General features: G+C 56.5%; 14 protein-coding genes and 1 tRNA gene. 13 read left to right on the top strand and 2 right to left on the bottom strand.

Annotated features, from left to right (window positions below; all coding sequences use genetic code 11):
* The first annotated feature begins 210 nt into the window (after positions 1-210).
* From ACYAC5_RS12455 to ACYAC5_RS12425, 7 genes are all read left to right on the top strand, one after another.
* Positions 211-1,038, top strand: a complete 828-nt coding sequence (locus ACYAC5_RS12455; RefSeq protein ID WP_192411560.1) for a MetQ/NlpA family ABC transporter substrate-binding protein — start codon at positions 211-213, stop codon at positions 1,036-1,038.
* 12 nt (positions 1,039-1,050) lie between these two features.
* A complete protein-coding gene (locus tag ACYAC5_RS12450; RefSeq protein ID WP_462061839.1) occupies positions 1,051-2,181 on the top strand; it encodes a methionine ABC transporter ATP-binding protein in 1,131 nt (376 codons plus the stop codon).
* The gene (locus ACYAC5_RS12445) at positions 2,162-2,818 is read left to right on the top strand and encodes a methionine ABC transporter permease (RefSeq protein WP_192233454.1); all 657 of its coding nucleotides are present in this window, start codon (positions 2,162-2,164) and stop codon (positions 2,816-2,818) included. Before ACYAC5_RS12450 ends, ACYAC5_RS12445 begins: the two co-directional genes overlap by 20 nt.
* A gap of 97 nt (positions 2,819-2,915) precedes the next feature.
* A complete protein-coding gene (locus ACYAC5_RS12440) occupies positions 2,916-4,115 on the top strand; it encodes a M20 family metallopeptidase (RefSeq protein WP_462061838.1) in 1,200 nt (399 codons plus the stop codon).
* A gap of 11 nt (positions 4,116-4,126) precedes the next feature.
* The gene (locus ACYAC5_RS12435) at positions 4,127-5,431 is read left to right on the top strand and encodes an NtaA/DmoA family FMN-dependent monooxygenase (RefSeq protein ID WP_462061837.1); all 1,305 of its coding nucleotides are present in this window, start codon (positions 4,127-4,129) and stop codon (positions 5,429-5,431) included.
* A 417-nt stretch (positions 5,432-5,848) separates the two neighbouring features.
* Positions 5,849-6,106: an AbrB/MazE/SpoVT family DNA-binding domain-containing protein gene (locus ACYAC5_RS12430; RefSeq protein ID WP_075808466.1), complete on the top strand. Its 258-nt coding sequence runs from the start codon at positions 5,849-5,851 to the stop codon at positions 6,104-6,106.
* Positions 6,107-6,439 (top strand): type II toxin-antitoxin system PemK/MazF family toxin, encoded by a 333-nt coding sequence (locus ACYAC5_RS12425; protein WP_277973770.1) that lies wholly within the window; start codon positions 6,107-6,109, stop codon positions 6,437-6,439.
* Positions 6,440-7,207: 768 nt separating this feature from the next.
* Here ACYAC5_RS12425 and ACYAC5_RS12420 read toward each other — a convergent pair.
* Positions 7,208-7,283 (bottom strand) — tRNA-Asn (locus tag ACYAC5_RS12420).
* 507 nt (positions 7,284-7,790) lie between these two features.
* On the opposite strand from ACYAC5_RS12420, the gene ACYAC5_RS12415 reads away from it, so the two are divergent.
* The 4 genes from ACYAC5_RS12415 (at position 7,791) to nac (ending at position 12,765) form a co-directional block, all read left to right on the top strand.
* Positions 7,791-8,714, top strand: a complete 924-nt coding sequence (locus ACYAC5_RS12415) for a sugar ABC transporter substrate-binding protein (RefSeq protein WP_101763419.1) — start codon at positions 7,791-7,793, stop codon at positions 8,712-8,714.
* Between the two features lie 33 nt (positions 8,715-8,747).
* On the top strand, positions 8,748-10,232 hold the full coding sequence (locus ACYAC5_RS12410; protein ID WP_101763420.1) for a sugar ABC transporter ATP-binding protein: 1,485 nt from the start codon (positions 8,748-8,750) through the stop codon (positions 10,230-10,232).
* A gap of 14 nt (positions 10,233-10,246) precedes the next feature.
* Positions 10,247-11,278, top strand: a complete 1,032-nt coding sequence (locus ACYAC5_RS12405) for an ABC transporter permease (protein WP_101763421.1) — start codon at positions 10,247-10,249, stop codon at positions 11,276-11,278.
* 569 nt (positions 11,279-11,847) lie between these two features.
* Complete coding sequence (nac, locus tag ACYAC5_RS12400; RefSeq protein WP_101763422.1) at positions 11,848-12,765, top strand: nitrogen assimilation transcriptional regulator NAC; 918 nt, start codon at positions 11,848-11,850, stop codon at positions 12,763-12,765.
* A 183-nt stretch (positions 12,766-12,948) separates the two neighbouring features.
* Here the strand turns inward: nac and ACYAC5_RS12395 are convergent, their stop codons facing one another.
* Complete coding sequence (locus ACYAC5_RS12395) at positions 12,949-14,091, bottom strand: IS481 family transposase (protein ID WP_462061836.1); 1,143 nt, start codon at positions 14,089-14,091, stop codon at positions 12,949-12,951.
* 231 nt (positions 14,092-14,322) lie between these two features.
* Here ACYAC5_RS12395 and cbl point away from each other — a divergent pair, with 231 nt between their 5' ends.
* Both cbl and ACYAC5_RS12385 read left to right on the top strand, forming a co-directional pair.
* A complete protein-coding gene (gene cbl, locus ACYAC5_RS12390; RefSeq protein ID WP_101762578.1) occupies positions 14,323-15,282 on the top strand; it encodes an HTH-type transcriptional regulator Cbl in 960 nt (319 codons plus the stop codon).
* A 114-nt stretch (positions 15,283-15,396) separates the two neighbouring features.
* Positions 15,397-16,242, top strand: coding sequence for a GNAT family N-acetyltransferase (locus tag ACYAC5_RS12385; RefSeq protein ID WP_462061835.1), 846 nt, complete (start codon positions 15,397-15,399; stop codon positions 16,240-16,242).
* Positions 16,243-16,327 lie beyond the last annotated feature (85 nt).

Here is a 16,327-nt window from a genome sequence, read left to right as displayed (position 1 = left end):
CTTATAGTAACAAGTCCATCAAAAGGGGGAGGATAGCACAGCCCTTTCTCGCGTGTGGCGATGCGAGCGGCGCGGCGGCTTTATGCTTTTCAGGAATAGCATTCCTGAATAAATCATAATGCAGGAATAAGCATCTGCGTATACTGCGGTCAACTGTCGTTACGACAGCTAATTTTGACTCGCGCAATTATAACGATTAGGAAGCACTTTATGCACACACGTCTGTCAGCAGTAAAAAATAAATTCCTGTTAACGGCTGGCGCCTTGCTGCTGGCCATCGCGGCGCTGTCGCCGCTGTCCATCGCGCACGCGGCGGACAAAACCTCGGTAAAAGTCGGCATTATGAGCGGCGAAGATGAAGACGTCTGGCGCGAAGTGATCAAACAAGCGGCGGCGAAAGGCTTAACGGTGAAAACCGTCATTTTCAACGATTACAACCAGCCGAACGAAGCGCTGCAAAACGGCGAAGTGGATGCCAACGCCTTCCAGCATCAGCCGTTCCTCAATAACCAAATCAAGGTCAATCACTACGACATCGTACGCGTCGGCGATACCGCCGTGTGGCCGATTGGTCTCTACTCGAAGAAAGTGAAAAGCGCCAAAGCGCTGAAAGAGGGCGCGGTGATTGGCGTGCCAAACGATCCCTCTAACGAAGCGCGCGGTCTGGTGCTGCTTGAGCAACAAGGCCTGATCAAACTGAAGCCGGGCGTCGGCATCGCGGCCACCACCGCCGATATCACCGCCAATCCGCATCATCTGAAAATTAAAGAGCTGGATTCCGGCATCATCGGCCGCTCCGTTCCTGATCTGGATGCCGCCGTCGTCAACACCGATTGGGCGCTGAAAAGTGGCCTGACCGCCGAAGATCGCATTGCGCAGGAGCCGGTAAAAGATAACCCGTACAACAACTTTATTGCGGTGAAGAAAGAGAACGTCAGCGCGCCGTGGGTGAAAACGCTGGTGGCTTCTTATCAGAACGATGCCGTGAAGACCGTGTTTGACAAGGTCTACAAAGGCACGGGCGAAACGGCCTGGTAAGGAACGATAAAGATGACGTTATTCTCAGCAGCCGAAACGCCCTTTACCGCCGTGAAACGCGGCGTGGCGGAAAGTGCCCATGACGAGGCGCAGGTGAAGTTTCGCGACAGCGGCAGCGTGGTGCGCCTGCAAGGTGTGTCACGTCGTTTTGGACAAACCCAGGCGCTGCGCGACATCTCGTTGACGGTGCAGAAAGGCGAAATCCTTGGCCTGATCGGACGCAGCGGCGCGGGGAAATCCACGCTGATCCGCTGTCTCAACGGGCTGGAACAACCTGATGAAGGCGTCATTGAAATCGAAGGCCGTAACATCACCGGCCTGTCAGAAAAACAGCTGCAAACGGTGCGCAGCCGCGTTGGCATGGTGTTCCAGCACTTCAATCTGTTATCAGCAAAAACGGTGGCGCAGAACGTCGCGCTGCCGTTGAAAATCGCCGGCATGGATAAAGCGCAACGCCAGCAGCGCGTGGCGGAACTGCTGGCGCTGGTGGGATTGGCGGACAAAGCGCAAAGCTATCCGGCGGCGTTATCCGGCGGCCAAAAACAGCGGGTTGGCATTGCCCGAGCGCTGGCGGCCAGCCCGGCGCTGCTGCTGTGCGACGAAGCCACCTCGGCGCTCGATCCGGAAACCACGCGCTCGATTCTGGCGCTGCTCAAATCCCTGAATCAAAAACTCGGCATCACCATTTTGCTGATTACTCATGAGATGGAAGTGATCAAATCCGTGGCGCATCGCGTGGCGGTGATTGATGCCGGTGAAATCATTGAGCAAGGTCCGGTTTGGCAGGTGTTTGCGCATCCGCAATCGGCCCTGACGCGCACGCTGCTGCGCGGTTTACTGCCGCAGCTGCCGGAAAATATTGCTGCGCGCCTTAGCGATGACAAGCAGGGCGATGCCATCTACAGCGTGCACTTTGCCGGTGACGATGCGCAGGGCGATCTGCTCACCCGCTTTGCCAGCGCGCTGCCGGGCAAATTCCGCCTGCTGCAGGGCGGCATCGATCACATCCAGCACTACGCGGTGGTACGTTTCTTTATTGCGCTCCCGGCAGCCAACGTGGCCGACGAGCAGCAGATTCTCAGCTGGCTGCACGCGCAGCAGGCTCAAGTAGAGTGGGTGGGTTATGTCGCCAGTCATGATTGATCTTTTACTCAATGCATTAGGTGAAACGGTATTAATGACGGTGATTTCCGGCCTGTTTTCGCTGGTGGCGGGCTTGCCGCTCGGCCTGATTCTGGTGATGACCAGCCCCGGCGGCATTGCTGAGCATCGCGGCGTGAATCGCGTGCTGGGCCTGATCATCAACAGCTTCCGCTCGCTGCCGTTCATTATTCTGCTGGTGGCGTTGATTCCCTTTACCCGTTTTCTGGTCGGCACCTCGCTCGGCACCTGGGCCGCGATTGTGCCGCTGTCGATCACCGCCACGCCGTACTTTGCGCGCGTGGCGGAAGTGTCGCTGCGTGATGTCGATCGCGGCCTGATTGATGCGGTGCGCGCCATGGGCGCCAGCAAGCTGCGTATCGTCTGGGACGTGCTGATCCCGGAAGCGCTGCCCGGCATCTTGTCGGGGTTTGTGGTTACGCTGGTGGCGCTGATTGGTGCTTCGGCGATGGCCGGCGCGATTGGCGCAGGCGGACTGGGCGATCTGGCGATCCGTTATGGCTATCAGCGCTTTGAAACCTCAGTGATGATCGCGGTGATCGCGGTGCTGATTGTGCTGGTGTGCGGCATTCAGTGGCTCGGCGACCGGTTAGTGCAGCGTATTGATAAGCGCCATTGATTATCACTGATGCGCGATAAATCGCGCCGCTACGAATACGTGCATCAACGGTAGCGGCGCAATCTATTGCGCATTTTTTTGCCAAAGGAGAATGCTCATGTCGCTGAATCCACTTCAGCTCACGCTCGAAAACAGCCTCGAACAACACAGCGCCGCTTATCTCAAGGTATCGCAGGCGATATTCCAAAATCCCGAAACCGGCAACAACGAATATTTTGCCAGTGAGCAACTCACGCAACTACTCAGCGCTGAGGGCTTTGCGGTCACGCGCAACGTCGCCGGACATGAAACGGCGTTCTACGCGGTGAAGGCCAGCGACAAACCGGGCCCCACCATCGCTTTTCTCGCGGAATATGACGCGCTGATCGGCATCGGTCACGCCTGCGGTCATAACCTGATTGGTACCACCAGCGTGGCGGCGGCCATCACGCTATCGCAGGTGCTGGATCAAACCGGCGGGCGCGTGGTGGTGTTAGGCACGCCCGCGGAAGAGGGCGGATTAGCCGGACCGGGCGGACCCAAAGGCAACGTGAAAAAGCGCTTTGTCGAAGCCGGCTACCTCAAAGATGTCGACGTGGCGCTGATGGTGCATCCTTCTGGAAAAAACCGCCTGACTGAATCCACGCTCGCCAATAACCATCTCTATTTCCACTTCTACGGCAAGCCGTCGCACGCCGCCAGCGCGCCGCATGAAGGGATCAACGCGCTGGATGCGCTGGTGCTGCTCTACAACGGCATCAGCGTGTTGCGTCAGCAACTGCCGGATGGCGTGCGCGTGCACGGCATTATCACCAACGGCGGCCAGGCCCCGAACGTGATCCCGGAATACGCCTCGGCGCATTACTACATCCGCGCGGACAGCCGCGAAGTGGTGGAATCCCTTGAGCCGCGTCTGCGTGCCATTGCTGAAGGCGTGGCGCTGGCGACCGGCGCACGCGTCGAGATTGATCATCAGGTTGGTCCGCGCGATTTCAAACTCAACGCAGCGCTGGATGCCTTGCTGCTGGAAGAGTTCACCGCGGCAGGCGAACAGGTTGATCTCTCGCCGCAGAAAAACAAAGTCTCCACCGATGCTGGCGACATCAGCCACGCGGTGCCGACGGCGCATCCGTGGCTGAAAATCGGCCCCGACGATCTGATTTTCCATACCGTGCCCTTCCGTGAAGCGGCCAACTCTGAGCGCGGCTATCAGGCGCTGCTGATTGGCGCGCGCGTGCTGGCTCGCACCGGCTTACGTCTGCTGACCGATGCGGACGCCTTAAACCATGTCAAAGCGGATTTCGCGCGACAACCATAAAGGAGAGTGTTGTGTCGCAAACCTATCGCAGAAAACTGAAAACGCTGGTCGGCGCCAGCAGTGTGATTTCCGCCGCCAATGACAGCCAGACCGGCGTGGGCATCACGCGCGCCATCGAACTGGCGAAAATTGCCGAGCGCGAAAAAATCACCGGCCTGTTCACCGCCGATTTGCTGCAGGCCGATGCGGCCGGATTAGCGGGCACCACCGGCACGCAAGATCCGCTGATTGCGCTGGCGGCATTGAGCCAGGTCACTTCGCACATCGGTTTAATCGCTACCGTCAGCACCAGCTGGCTGCATCCGTATAATCTGGCGCGTCAGGTCGGCACGCTCGATCACATCAGCGGCGGTCGCGCGGGCTGGAACGCGGTAACGTCATCGGTAGGTGAGGAGAACTTCGGTGAAAGCCAGCTGCCGCCACCGCAGGAGCGCTACGCGCGCGCCACTGAATTTATTGAAGTGATGAACGCGCTGTATGACGCCAACGAACGCGCGGCAGTGCAGCGCACCGCCAGCGGCGGCATTCGTCTCGACCACAGCAAACTGCATCCGATTCACTATCGCGGCGACTATTTCCAGGTGGCGGGACCGCTTAACGTACCGCCGCCGCCACAGCGCCGTCCAGTGCAGTTCCAGGCGGGCCAATCCGACGCGGGCGTCACGCTCGGCGCACGTTATGCCGAAGTGATTTACACCTCGCAGCCCACGTTTGATGCCGCGCAAACCTTCGTGGCTGATGTGCAGCAGCGGGCGCGACGTTTTGGCCGCGAACATAATCCGCCACTGATCATGAACTCGTTCCACGCCATCATTGGCGAAAGCGACGCCGATGTGGCGCGCCGTCTGCGCGATAAGCATGAACGCATCAACTATGAACAGGGCAGATTACGCGTGGCCGATATGCTGGGCGGTGAGGTGGATCTGCGCGATGTGCCGCTCGACCAACCGCTGCCCGCCGCGTTAATTCCCGAGCTGGCGCAGGTGCATCGTCGTCAGGGGCGCGCCGCCATATTCCGTGGCTATGCGTTGGAAGGATTAACCCTGCGCGAGCTGATCATTAAAGCCGAAGAGACCGGCCACTGGTTTGTAGCCGGTACGCCAGAAACCCTGGCCGATGCCATCGAACAGCGCTACCGCGCCGGCGTGCTGGATGTGATTTCGTTGCATGGACTCGGCCAGCCCGATCAGCAAGATTTGCTGCTCAACGGCCTGCTGCCAGAACTGCGTCGCCGCCAGCTGATCGATAACGATTATGTCGGCAACGATTTCCGCAGCAGTCTGGAGCTGGCTCAGCTGCCAAACGCTATCGATTAACCCAAACCAGGTGCGCGCTTATGCGCATCTGGTTGGCGGTCGCCATACGAAGCGCCATTTCAAGTTAAAGCTCAGTCACTGCAAGCAAGGTTACGGAAGCTGCGCCGCATTTTGTTTATCCGATCCGTCATAATCCTTTGAACTGCAAAAACAGTTTTCTATTATCGGCCTTCCTTGTTCCGCACTAAGCTCCCGCCTGTACAAAATGCTTCATGACCTGAAAGAAGCGCCTTATGTATCAGGATGGTCGCCGTTTTATCGGCAACGCCGCCTTTGAAAACGGCTGGATCTGTCCTTCGATGGATTAAGGCTTTCTTCACGCTTTATTACGCTAAGGAAATCACAATGAATCAGATGAATAATTGTGCATCGCCTGCTGTAGATGTTATATTAAAATATAATATCAGGAGGTGCTCTATGTATACAACTCGCCTGAAAAAGGTCGGCGGATCCATCATGCTGGCGGTTCCCCCCGCCGTACTGAAAACGCTGGAGCTGTCGATGGGCAGCGAAGTGGGTATGACTATTGATAATGGCTGCCTGATTATTGAACCCCAGAAACGGCCCCGTTATTCGCTTGAGGAACTGCTGGCGCAGTGCGATCCGCACGCCGAAATGAGTGAAGAGGATCGGGAATGGATTGATGCGCCTGCGGTGGGCAAGGAGATCCTGTAAATGGACAGAGGGGAAATCTGGCTTGTTTCACTGGATCCGATTGCCGGCCACGAGCAAAGCGGAAAACGTCCGGTGCTTATCGTATCGAAGGCATCATTTAACACGCTCACCCGGTTGCCCGTTGTTGTCCCTGTGACCAGCGGCGGAAACTTTGCTCGCGAAGCCGGTTTCACCGTTTCACTGGACGGGGCGGGAACAAAAACAACGGGCGTGATCCGCTGCGACCAGCCCAGAACCATTGATATGGGAGCCCGAAATGGTAAGCGACTGGAGCGTATACCCGACGCTGTCGTGAATGAGGTGCTGGCTCGACTGGAAGCCATTCTAAGCTGATATTTTTTATGTAACCTGAAAGAGGGCGCTGTCACATACAGCGCCCTCATTTTTTATAACAACAAGTGATTAAAAAATTTTTTGCAGGTAAAAACAGTTTCTCCTTTCCCCCGCCAGCGGCACTGGCGTAGTCTCCCCCTTGCTCTATGCTGTCGTAGACAGCGCCCAACGCTTCACAACCTGAAAGAACCGCCTGTTATCAGGACGCTTGATCCGTTTACCGGTGCAGACCTCTGCAAACACCGGGTCGCAGAACATCGCGACGAAGGCCCGAGTTTTAACACGATACGTCCTTTACTGCGCCAGCCTGCTGGTCTGAATTTGCACCGTGCCGGAATTCTCCTGGCTAACCTATACCCTCAGCGCCTTTTACCTTACGGACTGCGGCCTGCATTGCCGCAAGGCTTTCCTGCTGCGTGGTCGTAAAACTGCACCAACAATAAATTTTCAGACACTGCACCAGTCCAGTGCGCCACTTTAACCGCGCAGAGCGGGAAGTGACACACGCAGCCTTTTCGACCTGCACCAGAAAACTCAACTGCGCCAGCTCACGGCTGGATCCTGACACCGCCTTTTCAGGCCATTTAACCAAAAAGGAGAACATGAACCGATACCAGAGGGGAATCAGGACGATCCGGGGGATGACCCGCTAAGGCGGGCCGCTGCTCAGAGAGCACAACCGAAGCCCCACCACACCTCAACAGCGACCGCCCCGGCGCATAAAAAGCAAAAAGCCCGCTTAGTTTCCTAAGCGGGCTTCTCTAAATTTGGCTCCTCTGACTGGACTCGAACCAGTGACATACGGATTAACAGTCCGCCGTTCTACCGACTGAACTACAGAGGAATCGTGTGAACGAGGCGCATATTAGCGATGCCGATCCCCGTTGTCAAAGCCCGACTGCACACTTTTGGTTTAAGTGCGCGTAAAAGCAGCGGAATGCTGCTTTTCTGCCTTGAATGATCAGATTCTAAACTGCCAGCAAGATCTCACTTTAAACGCAATTCCTTTGAGATGTTAGATGCATGTCAAAGTTTTGTTATTTGCCGATTTTAAAACAATCATTTCAGTGCTTTTATGATGAAAGTTTCAAATGCAAGTTAGATGAAATAAATGAACTGCTAATCATCACCGGCGAAATGAGTTGCTTCATCTGAAACGGCATTTCGAAAATAACTGGCTGATTAGTAGCGGGTTACACAGAAAAGATGCAGTAAACCGATAGCGTTAGACCAGAAGCCTTACCTCTACAACCACAAAAAAAACGCCAGCGACGTTGGGTGAATGTAAAAGATATTTTTCATTCGCGGTCTCAGCCAACCTGAGCATGTTAACGAATAAGAAGGGTTACCTATGAAATTCAAAAAAGCGTTATTAACTTCCCTGTTAGTTTGCATGTTACCTGCCGCCGTGATGGCAAAAGACCTTCAGGTAGGCGTTTCTATGGCGCTGTTCGACGACAACTTCCTCACCATTCTGCGCACCGCAATGCAGAAAGAGATGCAAAAAGACAACATCAAAGGCCAGGTTGAAGACGCCAAAGGCGACGTGGCACAGCAGCTGCAGCAGGTGCAGAACTTCATTGGTCAGGGCGTTGACGCCATCATCGTTAACCCAGTGGATACCAACGCGGTGAAACCGCTGGTGGATGCCGCAGCGAAAGCCGGCGTGCCGCTGGTGTTCGTCAACCGTAAACCGGCAGGCGAGTTGAAAGACAAAATGGCGTTTGTCGGTTCGGATTCTGAACTGGCGGGGCGTCTGCAGATGGAAGCGCTGGCTAAAAAGATGAACGGTAAAGGCAACGTGGCGATTCTGCTGGGTGACCTGGCTAACGAATCCACCCGTGAACGCACCAAAGGTGTGGAAGCGGTGGTCGCCAAATATCCGGGCATTAAAGTTGTGCAGAAACAGACCGCCAAATTCACCCGTAATGATGCGGTGGACGTGGTGAGTAACTGGCTGACCGCGGGCGATGACATTCAGGCGATTGCCTCTAACAACGATGAAATGGCAATCGGTGCGCTGCAGGCGCTGGGTAAAAACCCGAATCACATCCTGGTAGCGGGTGTGGATGGGACACCGGACGCACTGCAGATGATTAAGAACGACAAAATGGTCGCCACGGTCTTCCAGGATGCGAAAGGTCAGGGCGAAGGCGCGGTACAAACGGCGGTCAAGCTGATTAACGGCGAGAAAGTGCAGAAAGTCGTCGATATCCCGTTCCAGCTGATTACCAAAGATAACTACGAAAAATTCGCCAGTCAGAACCAGAAATAAACCGTAACCGACTCAGCCGTACGGAGGTGATGTATGACCGCTTTTGCGCTTGAAGCCGAAGGCATCAGCAAGTTCTTCCCCGGAGTGAAGGCACTCGACAATGTCTCACTGCGTATTAAACCGGGGTCGGTACATGCCCTGATGGGTGAAAATGGCGCGGGCAAATCCACTTTAATGAAATGCCTTATCGGGATGTATCGTCCCGATAAGGGCACCATTCGCATTAAAGGGGAGCCGGTGCAGTTTCAGGACACCATGGATGCGCTGCGTTCCGGCATCTCCATGATTCACCAGGAACTCAATCTGGTGCCTTACATGACCGTGGCCGAGAATATCTGGCTCGGCCGCGAACCGATGAAGTACGGCTTTGTTGACCATGGCAAGCTGAACAAACAGACGCAGGAACTGCTGAACAAGCTCAATATCCGTTTAAAAGCCGATCGTCTGGTTGGCGAGTTGAGTATTGCGTCGCAGCAGATGGTGGAAATCGCGAAAGCGGTGTCATGGAATTCGGACATCGTGATTATGGATGAACCGACCTCCGCACTGACGGAAACCGAAGTGGCGCACCTGTTCACGATCATCCGCGACCTGCGTGAGCAGGGCAAAGCCATCATCTATATCAGCCATAAGATGGATGAGATTTTCACCATTACCGATGAGATCAGTATTTTCCGTGACGGATCGTGGGTCGGCAGCAACAGCACCAGCGAATACACGCGTCAGTCACTGATTACGCAAATGGTGGGCCGTGAATTAACCCAGCTGTTCCCGAAATTCAACGGTGAAATCGGTGGGGATGTGCTGACGGTGCGCAATCTCACCTGCAAAGATCGCTTCACCGACATCAACTTCACGGTGCGCAAGGGCGAAATCCTCGGCGTAGCGGGATTGGTGGGTGCCGGACGCAGCGAAGTGATGGAAAGCCTGTTCGGCATGGAGAGTTTCGACAGCGGTGAAATCCTGATTGATGGCGTGCCGGTCAAGATCGATTCGCCGTCAACGGCGATAGAGAAGGGCATGGCGTTCCTGACCGAAGACCGTAAAAAGTCGGGGCTGTTCCTGGTGTTGTCGGTGATGGAGAACATGAGCATCGTCAACATGCCCGATTACACCCATAAAAGCGGTTTTGTCAGCCACATCAAAATGGCGCAGGACTGCATGGATCAAATTCGCAAGCTGAACATTAAAACCCCCACCATGGATCAGATCATCAATAACCTCAGCGGCGGTAACCAGCAGAAGGTGCTGATTGCCCGCTGGCTGCTGGCGCAACCGAAGATCCTGATTCTTGACGAACCCACGCGCGGTATCGACGTGGGGGCAAAAGCAGAGATTTATCGCTTGATCAGTGAACTGGCGAATCGCGGCGTGGCCATCATCATGGTGTCGTCCGAACTGCCAGAAATTCTCGGCATGAGCGACCGCGTGATGGTTATGCACGGCGGACGTATAACCGGCATCCTCGATAAAGAAGAGGCCAATCAGGAATCCATTTTGTCGTTGGCATCCGAGTGAGGCGTGAGACACCTATGAGTAACGTAAAAATTACGGCCCCGCAGGCCGCAGAACAGAGTTCTTTCTTTGGCAATTTGCGTCACAAGTTGCCAAAAGACACCGGGATTTTTGTCGTGATGGTGGGCATTGCCCTGATTTTTGAAATTGCCGGTTGGTACGTGCGTGACCAATCTTTCCTGATGAACACCAACCGCTTAGTGCTGATTATTCTGCAGGTGGCGATCATCGGTATCATCGCGGTGGGCGTGACCCAGGTCATCATCACCACCGGTATTGACCTGTCATCCGGTTCGGTTATTGCCCTCACCGCGGTGGTGGCGGCCAGTCTGGCGCAAACTTCAGACAGCCTGTCGCCGATGTATCCCTCGCTGGTGAACCTGCCTGCGGTGATTCCCATCGTCGCCGGGATTGGCGTCGGGCTGCTGTGCGGCGTAATGAACGGCGTGCTGATCACCAAAACCGGTATTCCGCCGTTCATCGCCACGCTCGGCATGATGGTGTCGGCACGCGGTCTGGCGCAGTACTACACGCAGGGTAACCCGATTAGCTTCCTGTCAGATGGCTTCACCTCCATCGGCCAGGGCGCGATGCCGGTCATTATCTTCCTGGTGGTGGCGTTCCTGTTCCACATCGCACTGAAACACACCCGCTACGGCAAATATGTCTACGCGATTGGCGGCAACATGACCTCCGCCAAAGTGTCCGGTATCAACGTTAATAAGTACCTGATCATCGTCTACACCATCGCCGGTGCGCTCTCTGGCCTGGCGGGTGTAGTGCTGGCGGCGCGCGTTAGTAGCGGCCAGTCCAGCATGGGGATGGCGTACGAACTGGATGCCATTGCCGCTGCGGTTATCGGCGGCAGCAGCCTGATGGGCGGCGTGGGCCGCATCACCGGTACGCTGATTGGTGCGGTGATTCTTGGCCTGATCAAGAGCGGCTTCACCTTTGTCGGTGTCGATGCCTACGTGCAGGACATCATCAAAGGCATCATCATCGTCGCAGCGGTTTCAATAGATATGCATCGCAACCGTAAAAAACGCTAATACGCTTCATACTTCACGCTGTAGCGGCGTTGGCTGCGAAAATTCCCCCCGGTCACATAGTTAACTATGTGACCGGGGCTGAATTTTCTTGCCGCCTTGCTGCAGCGCGAATTATTTTGCGTAGTGACATTGTGCACGGTCGGTTCCCTCTCCCGCGCGCGGGAGAGGGTTAGGGTGAGGGACGACGCGCACCGCCCGCCACATAAGTTTTCCAACTGGCTAACCTCCTTCTTTCCCGCTCGTTTTGTTCTATTCCCGCCGTTTCTGTTCACTTTCTGTGTTTTCTGCACCAAACCTGCTCATCCAGTCATCACTTTTTTGCACGCCTGACTCGCATTTTCTGCCCCACGGCGGTGCATGCTGTTTAAAGCTCACGCGAATCACGTCATCGCCCACGCTTATTAACTCCTTAGAGGTAATCACAAACGCTTATTTTCCGTGCCGTTAGGAAAAATCTGGCAACGCAATTTTGCATCGCGAACAAACCTGGCCTGCATATTGCAACTTCATTCCCACAAGCCAGCAGGCTGAAACACCCAACTGGGTATTCGGGGATTGACGGAGGCAACATGAATTTAAGACGACTCAAATATTTTGTAAAAATCGTCGATATCGGCAGCCTGACTCAGGCAGCAGAAGTGCTGCACATCGCGCAGCCTGCGCTTAGCCAGCAGGTGGCGACGCTGGAAAATGAACTCGATCAGCAATTGCTGATCCGCACCAAGCGCGGCGTGACGCCCACTGAAGCCGGAAAAATTCTGTATGCCCACGCTCGCACCATTCTGCGCCAGTGTGAACAGGCGCAAACGGCGGTGATCAACGCCGGCCAGGCACTGAACGGCCAGGTTTCGATTGGTTTAGCGCCGGGCACCGCCGCATCTTCGCTCACCATGCCGCTGCTGCACACGGTGCGTGAGCAGTTCCCGGATGTGCTGGTGTATCTGCATGAAAACAGCGGCACCTCGCTCAATGAAAAAGTGATGAACGGCCAGCTGGATATGGCAGTGCTTTACGACCGTGCGCCAACGGCGGGCATTAACAGCATTCCCTTAATGAAAGAAGAGCTCTATCTGGTGGGTGCAACGGCGTGCCCGGGTGCGACGGTCGATCTGGCCGATGTGGCGCAGATGAGCCTGTTCCTGCCACGCGATTACAGCGCGGTGCGTAAACGTGTCGATGAAGCGTTCTCGCTGCGTCGTCTGAGCGCGCGCATCATTGGCGAAATCGAATCCATTTCGACGCTGACAGCGGCGGTGTCCAGCGGCATGGGCGTGACGGTGCTGCCGGAATCTGCGGCGCGGGCGCTGGTGAGTTCAACCCATGCGTGGATGGCGCGCATTAACAGCCCGTCACTCAATCTGCCGCTGTCGCTGAACATCTCGGCGCGTCTGCCGCTGTCGCCATCGGCGCAGGCCGTGAAGAATATTCTGCTGTCGCTGCTGAATAAGCCAGCGGTAGAGGACCGCGAATTGATGCTGGTGGGATGAGTTAAGCGCACTTTTTCCCTCACCCTAACCCTCTCCCATCAATGGGAGAGGGGACCGATCCAGCCTATATTAGCCAAATAAATCACCTTACCAACCAACCGCTCGATCAACTCCCTCGCCCGCTTGCGGGTGTACAGTCCGGGGACATGGTAGACAGGTGTTCGGGGACATGGTGAACACTTTTTAACATCCTTTACCCATGGTGATCGACTTTTTCTTCAGGTCGATCACCCCCACTTTTGTGCTGTACCACCATACCTCGTAGCACCCGTCTTCCTGCATCTCCTTCAGGCCAACGTGCTCTCCCCTGAACGCCTTGCCTGCCTTCAGACTCAGGCCTTTTATAGTCAGCTTCCCACTGATATCTACCTTCCTGACCATCACGCCCTCGTCGTATTCCGCTGACGTTACGCTGGCGCTGTACTGCCGAGCCGATGGCTGATAGCGCGACGCCGGCACCGCCATATCCAGCGCCTCATGCGGGCGTTCAAGGTTATAAACCGTCCGCCAGTGATCGAAGGCGCGCTGCAGCTCACCGTCGTCCGCGAACCACTTCCCCTGCAGCACTTCAGCCTTCAGGCTGCGGTGAAAGCGCTCCAGCTTGCCCTGCGTCTGCGGATGATAAGGCCGGGAGTGCCCCACCCGGATACCCTGTCGCATAAGCCACAGCTCGACGGCCGTCCAGGTCCCGGTAGTGTCGCCCCACGGTGAACCGTTATCCATCGTCATCCGGTCCGGCAGGCCGTAACGTTCAAAGACTCTGACCAGCTGCTTCTGCACCGTCTCACGCCGCTCATCAGCGCAGTGTACGAGGCAAAGCGAGAAGCGGGAGTGATCGTCAAGGAGGGTAAGCGGGTGGCAGCGGCCGCCGCCAAAGGGAAAATGCCCCTTGAAATCCATCTGCCAGAGCTGGTTCGGGGCCGCATGTTCAAACCGGCCCGTGGCCGGGACACCCGGAGCTGAGCCCGGCAGCAGGTCGTGGCGGGCCATCAGGCTGTGGACGGTGCTGAAGGCGGGCATGCGGTGTCCGCGGTCTTCGAGCCAGCGCTTTATCTTGCGCGCGCCCCAGTGCTGATGAAGTTCATGCGCCATACGAAGCAGGTCAGTGATGTCGTCAGACGAGCGGTTGGGAGAGTGATGGGGTATGCAGGGGCGGTCCTCAAGACCGGATTCTCCCTCTTCAGCCCAGCGGCGAAGCCACTTGTAGGCAGTGGCGGAAGAAATGCCGTAGTGACGGCAGAGTGCGCGAATGTTCGCCCCGTCTTGCGAGGCGAACAGAACAAACTCTTTACGTAATGACATGGTATCTCTCGCATCCCAGGACATAAGCGACTCCATAAACGGGTTCTTATGCCTTAGTTGTAAGTGTCTACCATGTCCCCGAACAAGTGTTCACCATGTCCCCGGACTGTACAGCGGGAGAGGGCGGGGGTGAGGGCGTCCTTCAAACTACCCCTTATTACTATTCCGCATAACACACGGTTTTTTATTATTTGTTGCGATGACATCAACTTCATAACATGGACGAAACAGGGGCAGGAACCAGGAGAAAAGGGTGTGAATTTCCAGCAACTTAAAATTATACGTGAAGCGGCCCGTTGCGAGTTCAACCTGACCGAAGTGGCAAATACGCTGTTTACCTCCCAATCCGGAGTCAGCCGCCATATTCGCGATCTGGAAGATGAACTGGGCGTAGAAATCTTTATTCGTCGTGGCAAGCGACTGTTAGGCATGACCGAACCGGGCAAGGCGCTGTTGACCATTGCTGAGCGCATCCTTGATGAAGCGGGCAAAGTACGCCGCTTAGCGGATGTGTTTACCAATGAAACCAGCGGCGTGCTGACCATCGCCACCACGCACACCCAGGCGCGTTACAGCCTGCCGCGCGTGATCAAAGCGTTTCGCCAGCTCTATCCCAACGTGCGCCTTGAGCTCAATCAGGGATCGCCGCAGGAGATCGTCGCCATGCTGCTGGCCGGTGAAGCCGATATCGGTATCGCCTCCGAGCAGCTAGTGAACAACAGCAGTCTTGCAGCGTTCCCGTGGTTTAGCTGGCATCACTCATTGTTGGTGCCGCACGATCATGAACTGCTACAGCAGCAGCCCATTACGCTCGCCAGCCTGAGCCGCTATCCGTTAATCACCTATCGTCAGGGCATTACCGGCCGTTCGCGGGTGGATCGTGCATTCCAGGCCGCCGGTCTGCGCCCGGATATCGTGCTCAGCGCACAGGATTCTGACGTGGTGAAAACCTACGTGGAACTTGGTCTTGGCGTGGGGATTCTCGCCGATCAGGCGTGCGATATTTACGAAGGGGAAGATCTGGTAAAAATCGACACCCATCATCTGTTCGATGCCAATACCGTGTGGCTCGGTCTGAAGCGCGGCCAGCTGCAACGCAATTACGTTTGGCAGTTCCTCGAACTCTGTAATGCCAACCTGTCGCTGGAGGAGATCAAGCGTCAGGCGCTCTCCTACGAAACCGAAAACGAACCGGCCATCGACTTCCAGATCTAAGCCAGCACGGTGCGGCGCAACCCAGCCGCACCGCCACGCAACCGCGTTCCCGCTTTCATCCCCGCCCTGAAATGTGCTAAAGACAAGGGCATTTCCCGCACATCAGGAGCAAACATGATCAGGCTACGCGCTATGACGCCACGCGACATCGATTCCGGCGTTGCCCTCACGCAGCAACTGCAATGGCCGCATCGCCGCGAAGACTGGCAGCAGGCGCTGACGTTCGGCGCAGGCACGGTGGCTGAACATCAGGGCGACTACGCCGGCAGCGCGCTGGGGTTTCGCTGGGGCGAGCAGGCAGCCACCATCGGACTCGTCATCGTCAGCCCACGCTGGCAAGGGCAGGGCATCGGCAAACAGTTGATGCTGGCGCTGCTGGAACAATTCCCTGATTACCGGCTGCGGCTGCACGCCACCGAGAGCGGCAAACCGCTGTATCAGAAACTCGGTTTTGCGGTGACGGGCCAGATCCTGCAGCATCAAACGCGCGCGCTGGCGGCGGTGCCGGCGTTAATGGTGCCAGCCGGTTTCACGCTGCGCCACGCGCTGCCCGCAGAGGCACAACCGTTGACCGCCTTCGATCACCAGGCGCACGGCCTGTGGCGCCCCGCGTTAATCACCCACCTGATTGCCGCTGCACAAACCCGGATATTGCTGGATGCGCAGCAGCGCGTGCAGGGCTTTGCCAGCCTGCGCCGGTTTGGTCACGGTTGGTCGATTGGCCCGGTGATTGCGTTGAATCTGGCGAGCGCGCAAACCTTGATTGCCGCCCTGATGCAGACGCTGCGCGGCGAGTTTGTGCGCATCGATACCGACGCCGCGTTACCGCTGGCGCCATGGCTGAAAACCCTGGGTCTTGAGCAGGTGGATGCGCCCACCATCATGGTGCGCGGCACGCCGTGGATGCCGCAGCCCGGCGCGATGCAGGCTTATGGGTTGATGACGCAGGCAATGGGGTGATGTCGGATGAAGAGGGGATCGCTGCCGCGGCCGTCGCGGCGGATGCGGTGTACCGTGACCACCGCACAACGTAGCGGCGCGATTT

The sequence above is a fragment of the Pantoea sp. y20 genome, from assembly GCF_054903455.1.
The sequence above is the reverse complement of the archived record's forward strand: the minus strand, read 5'-3'. Positions and strand labels throughout refer to the sequence as shown.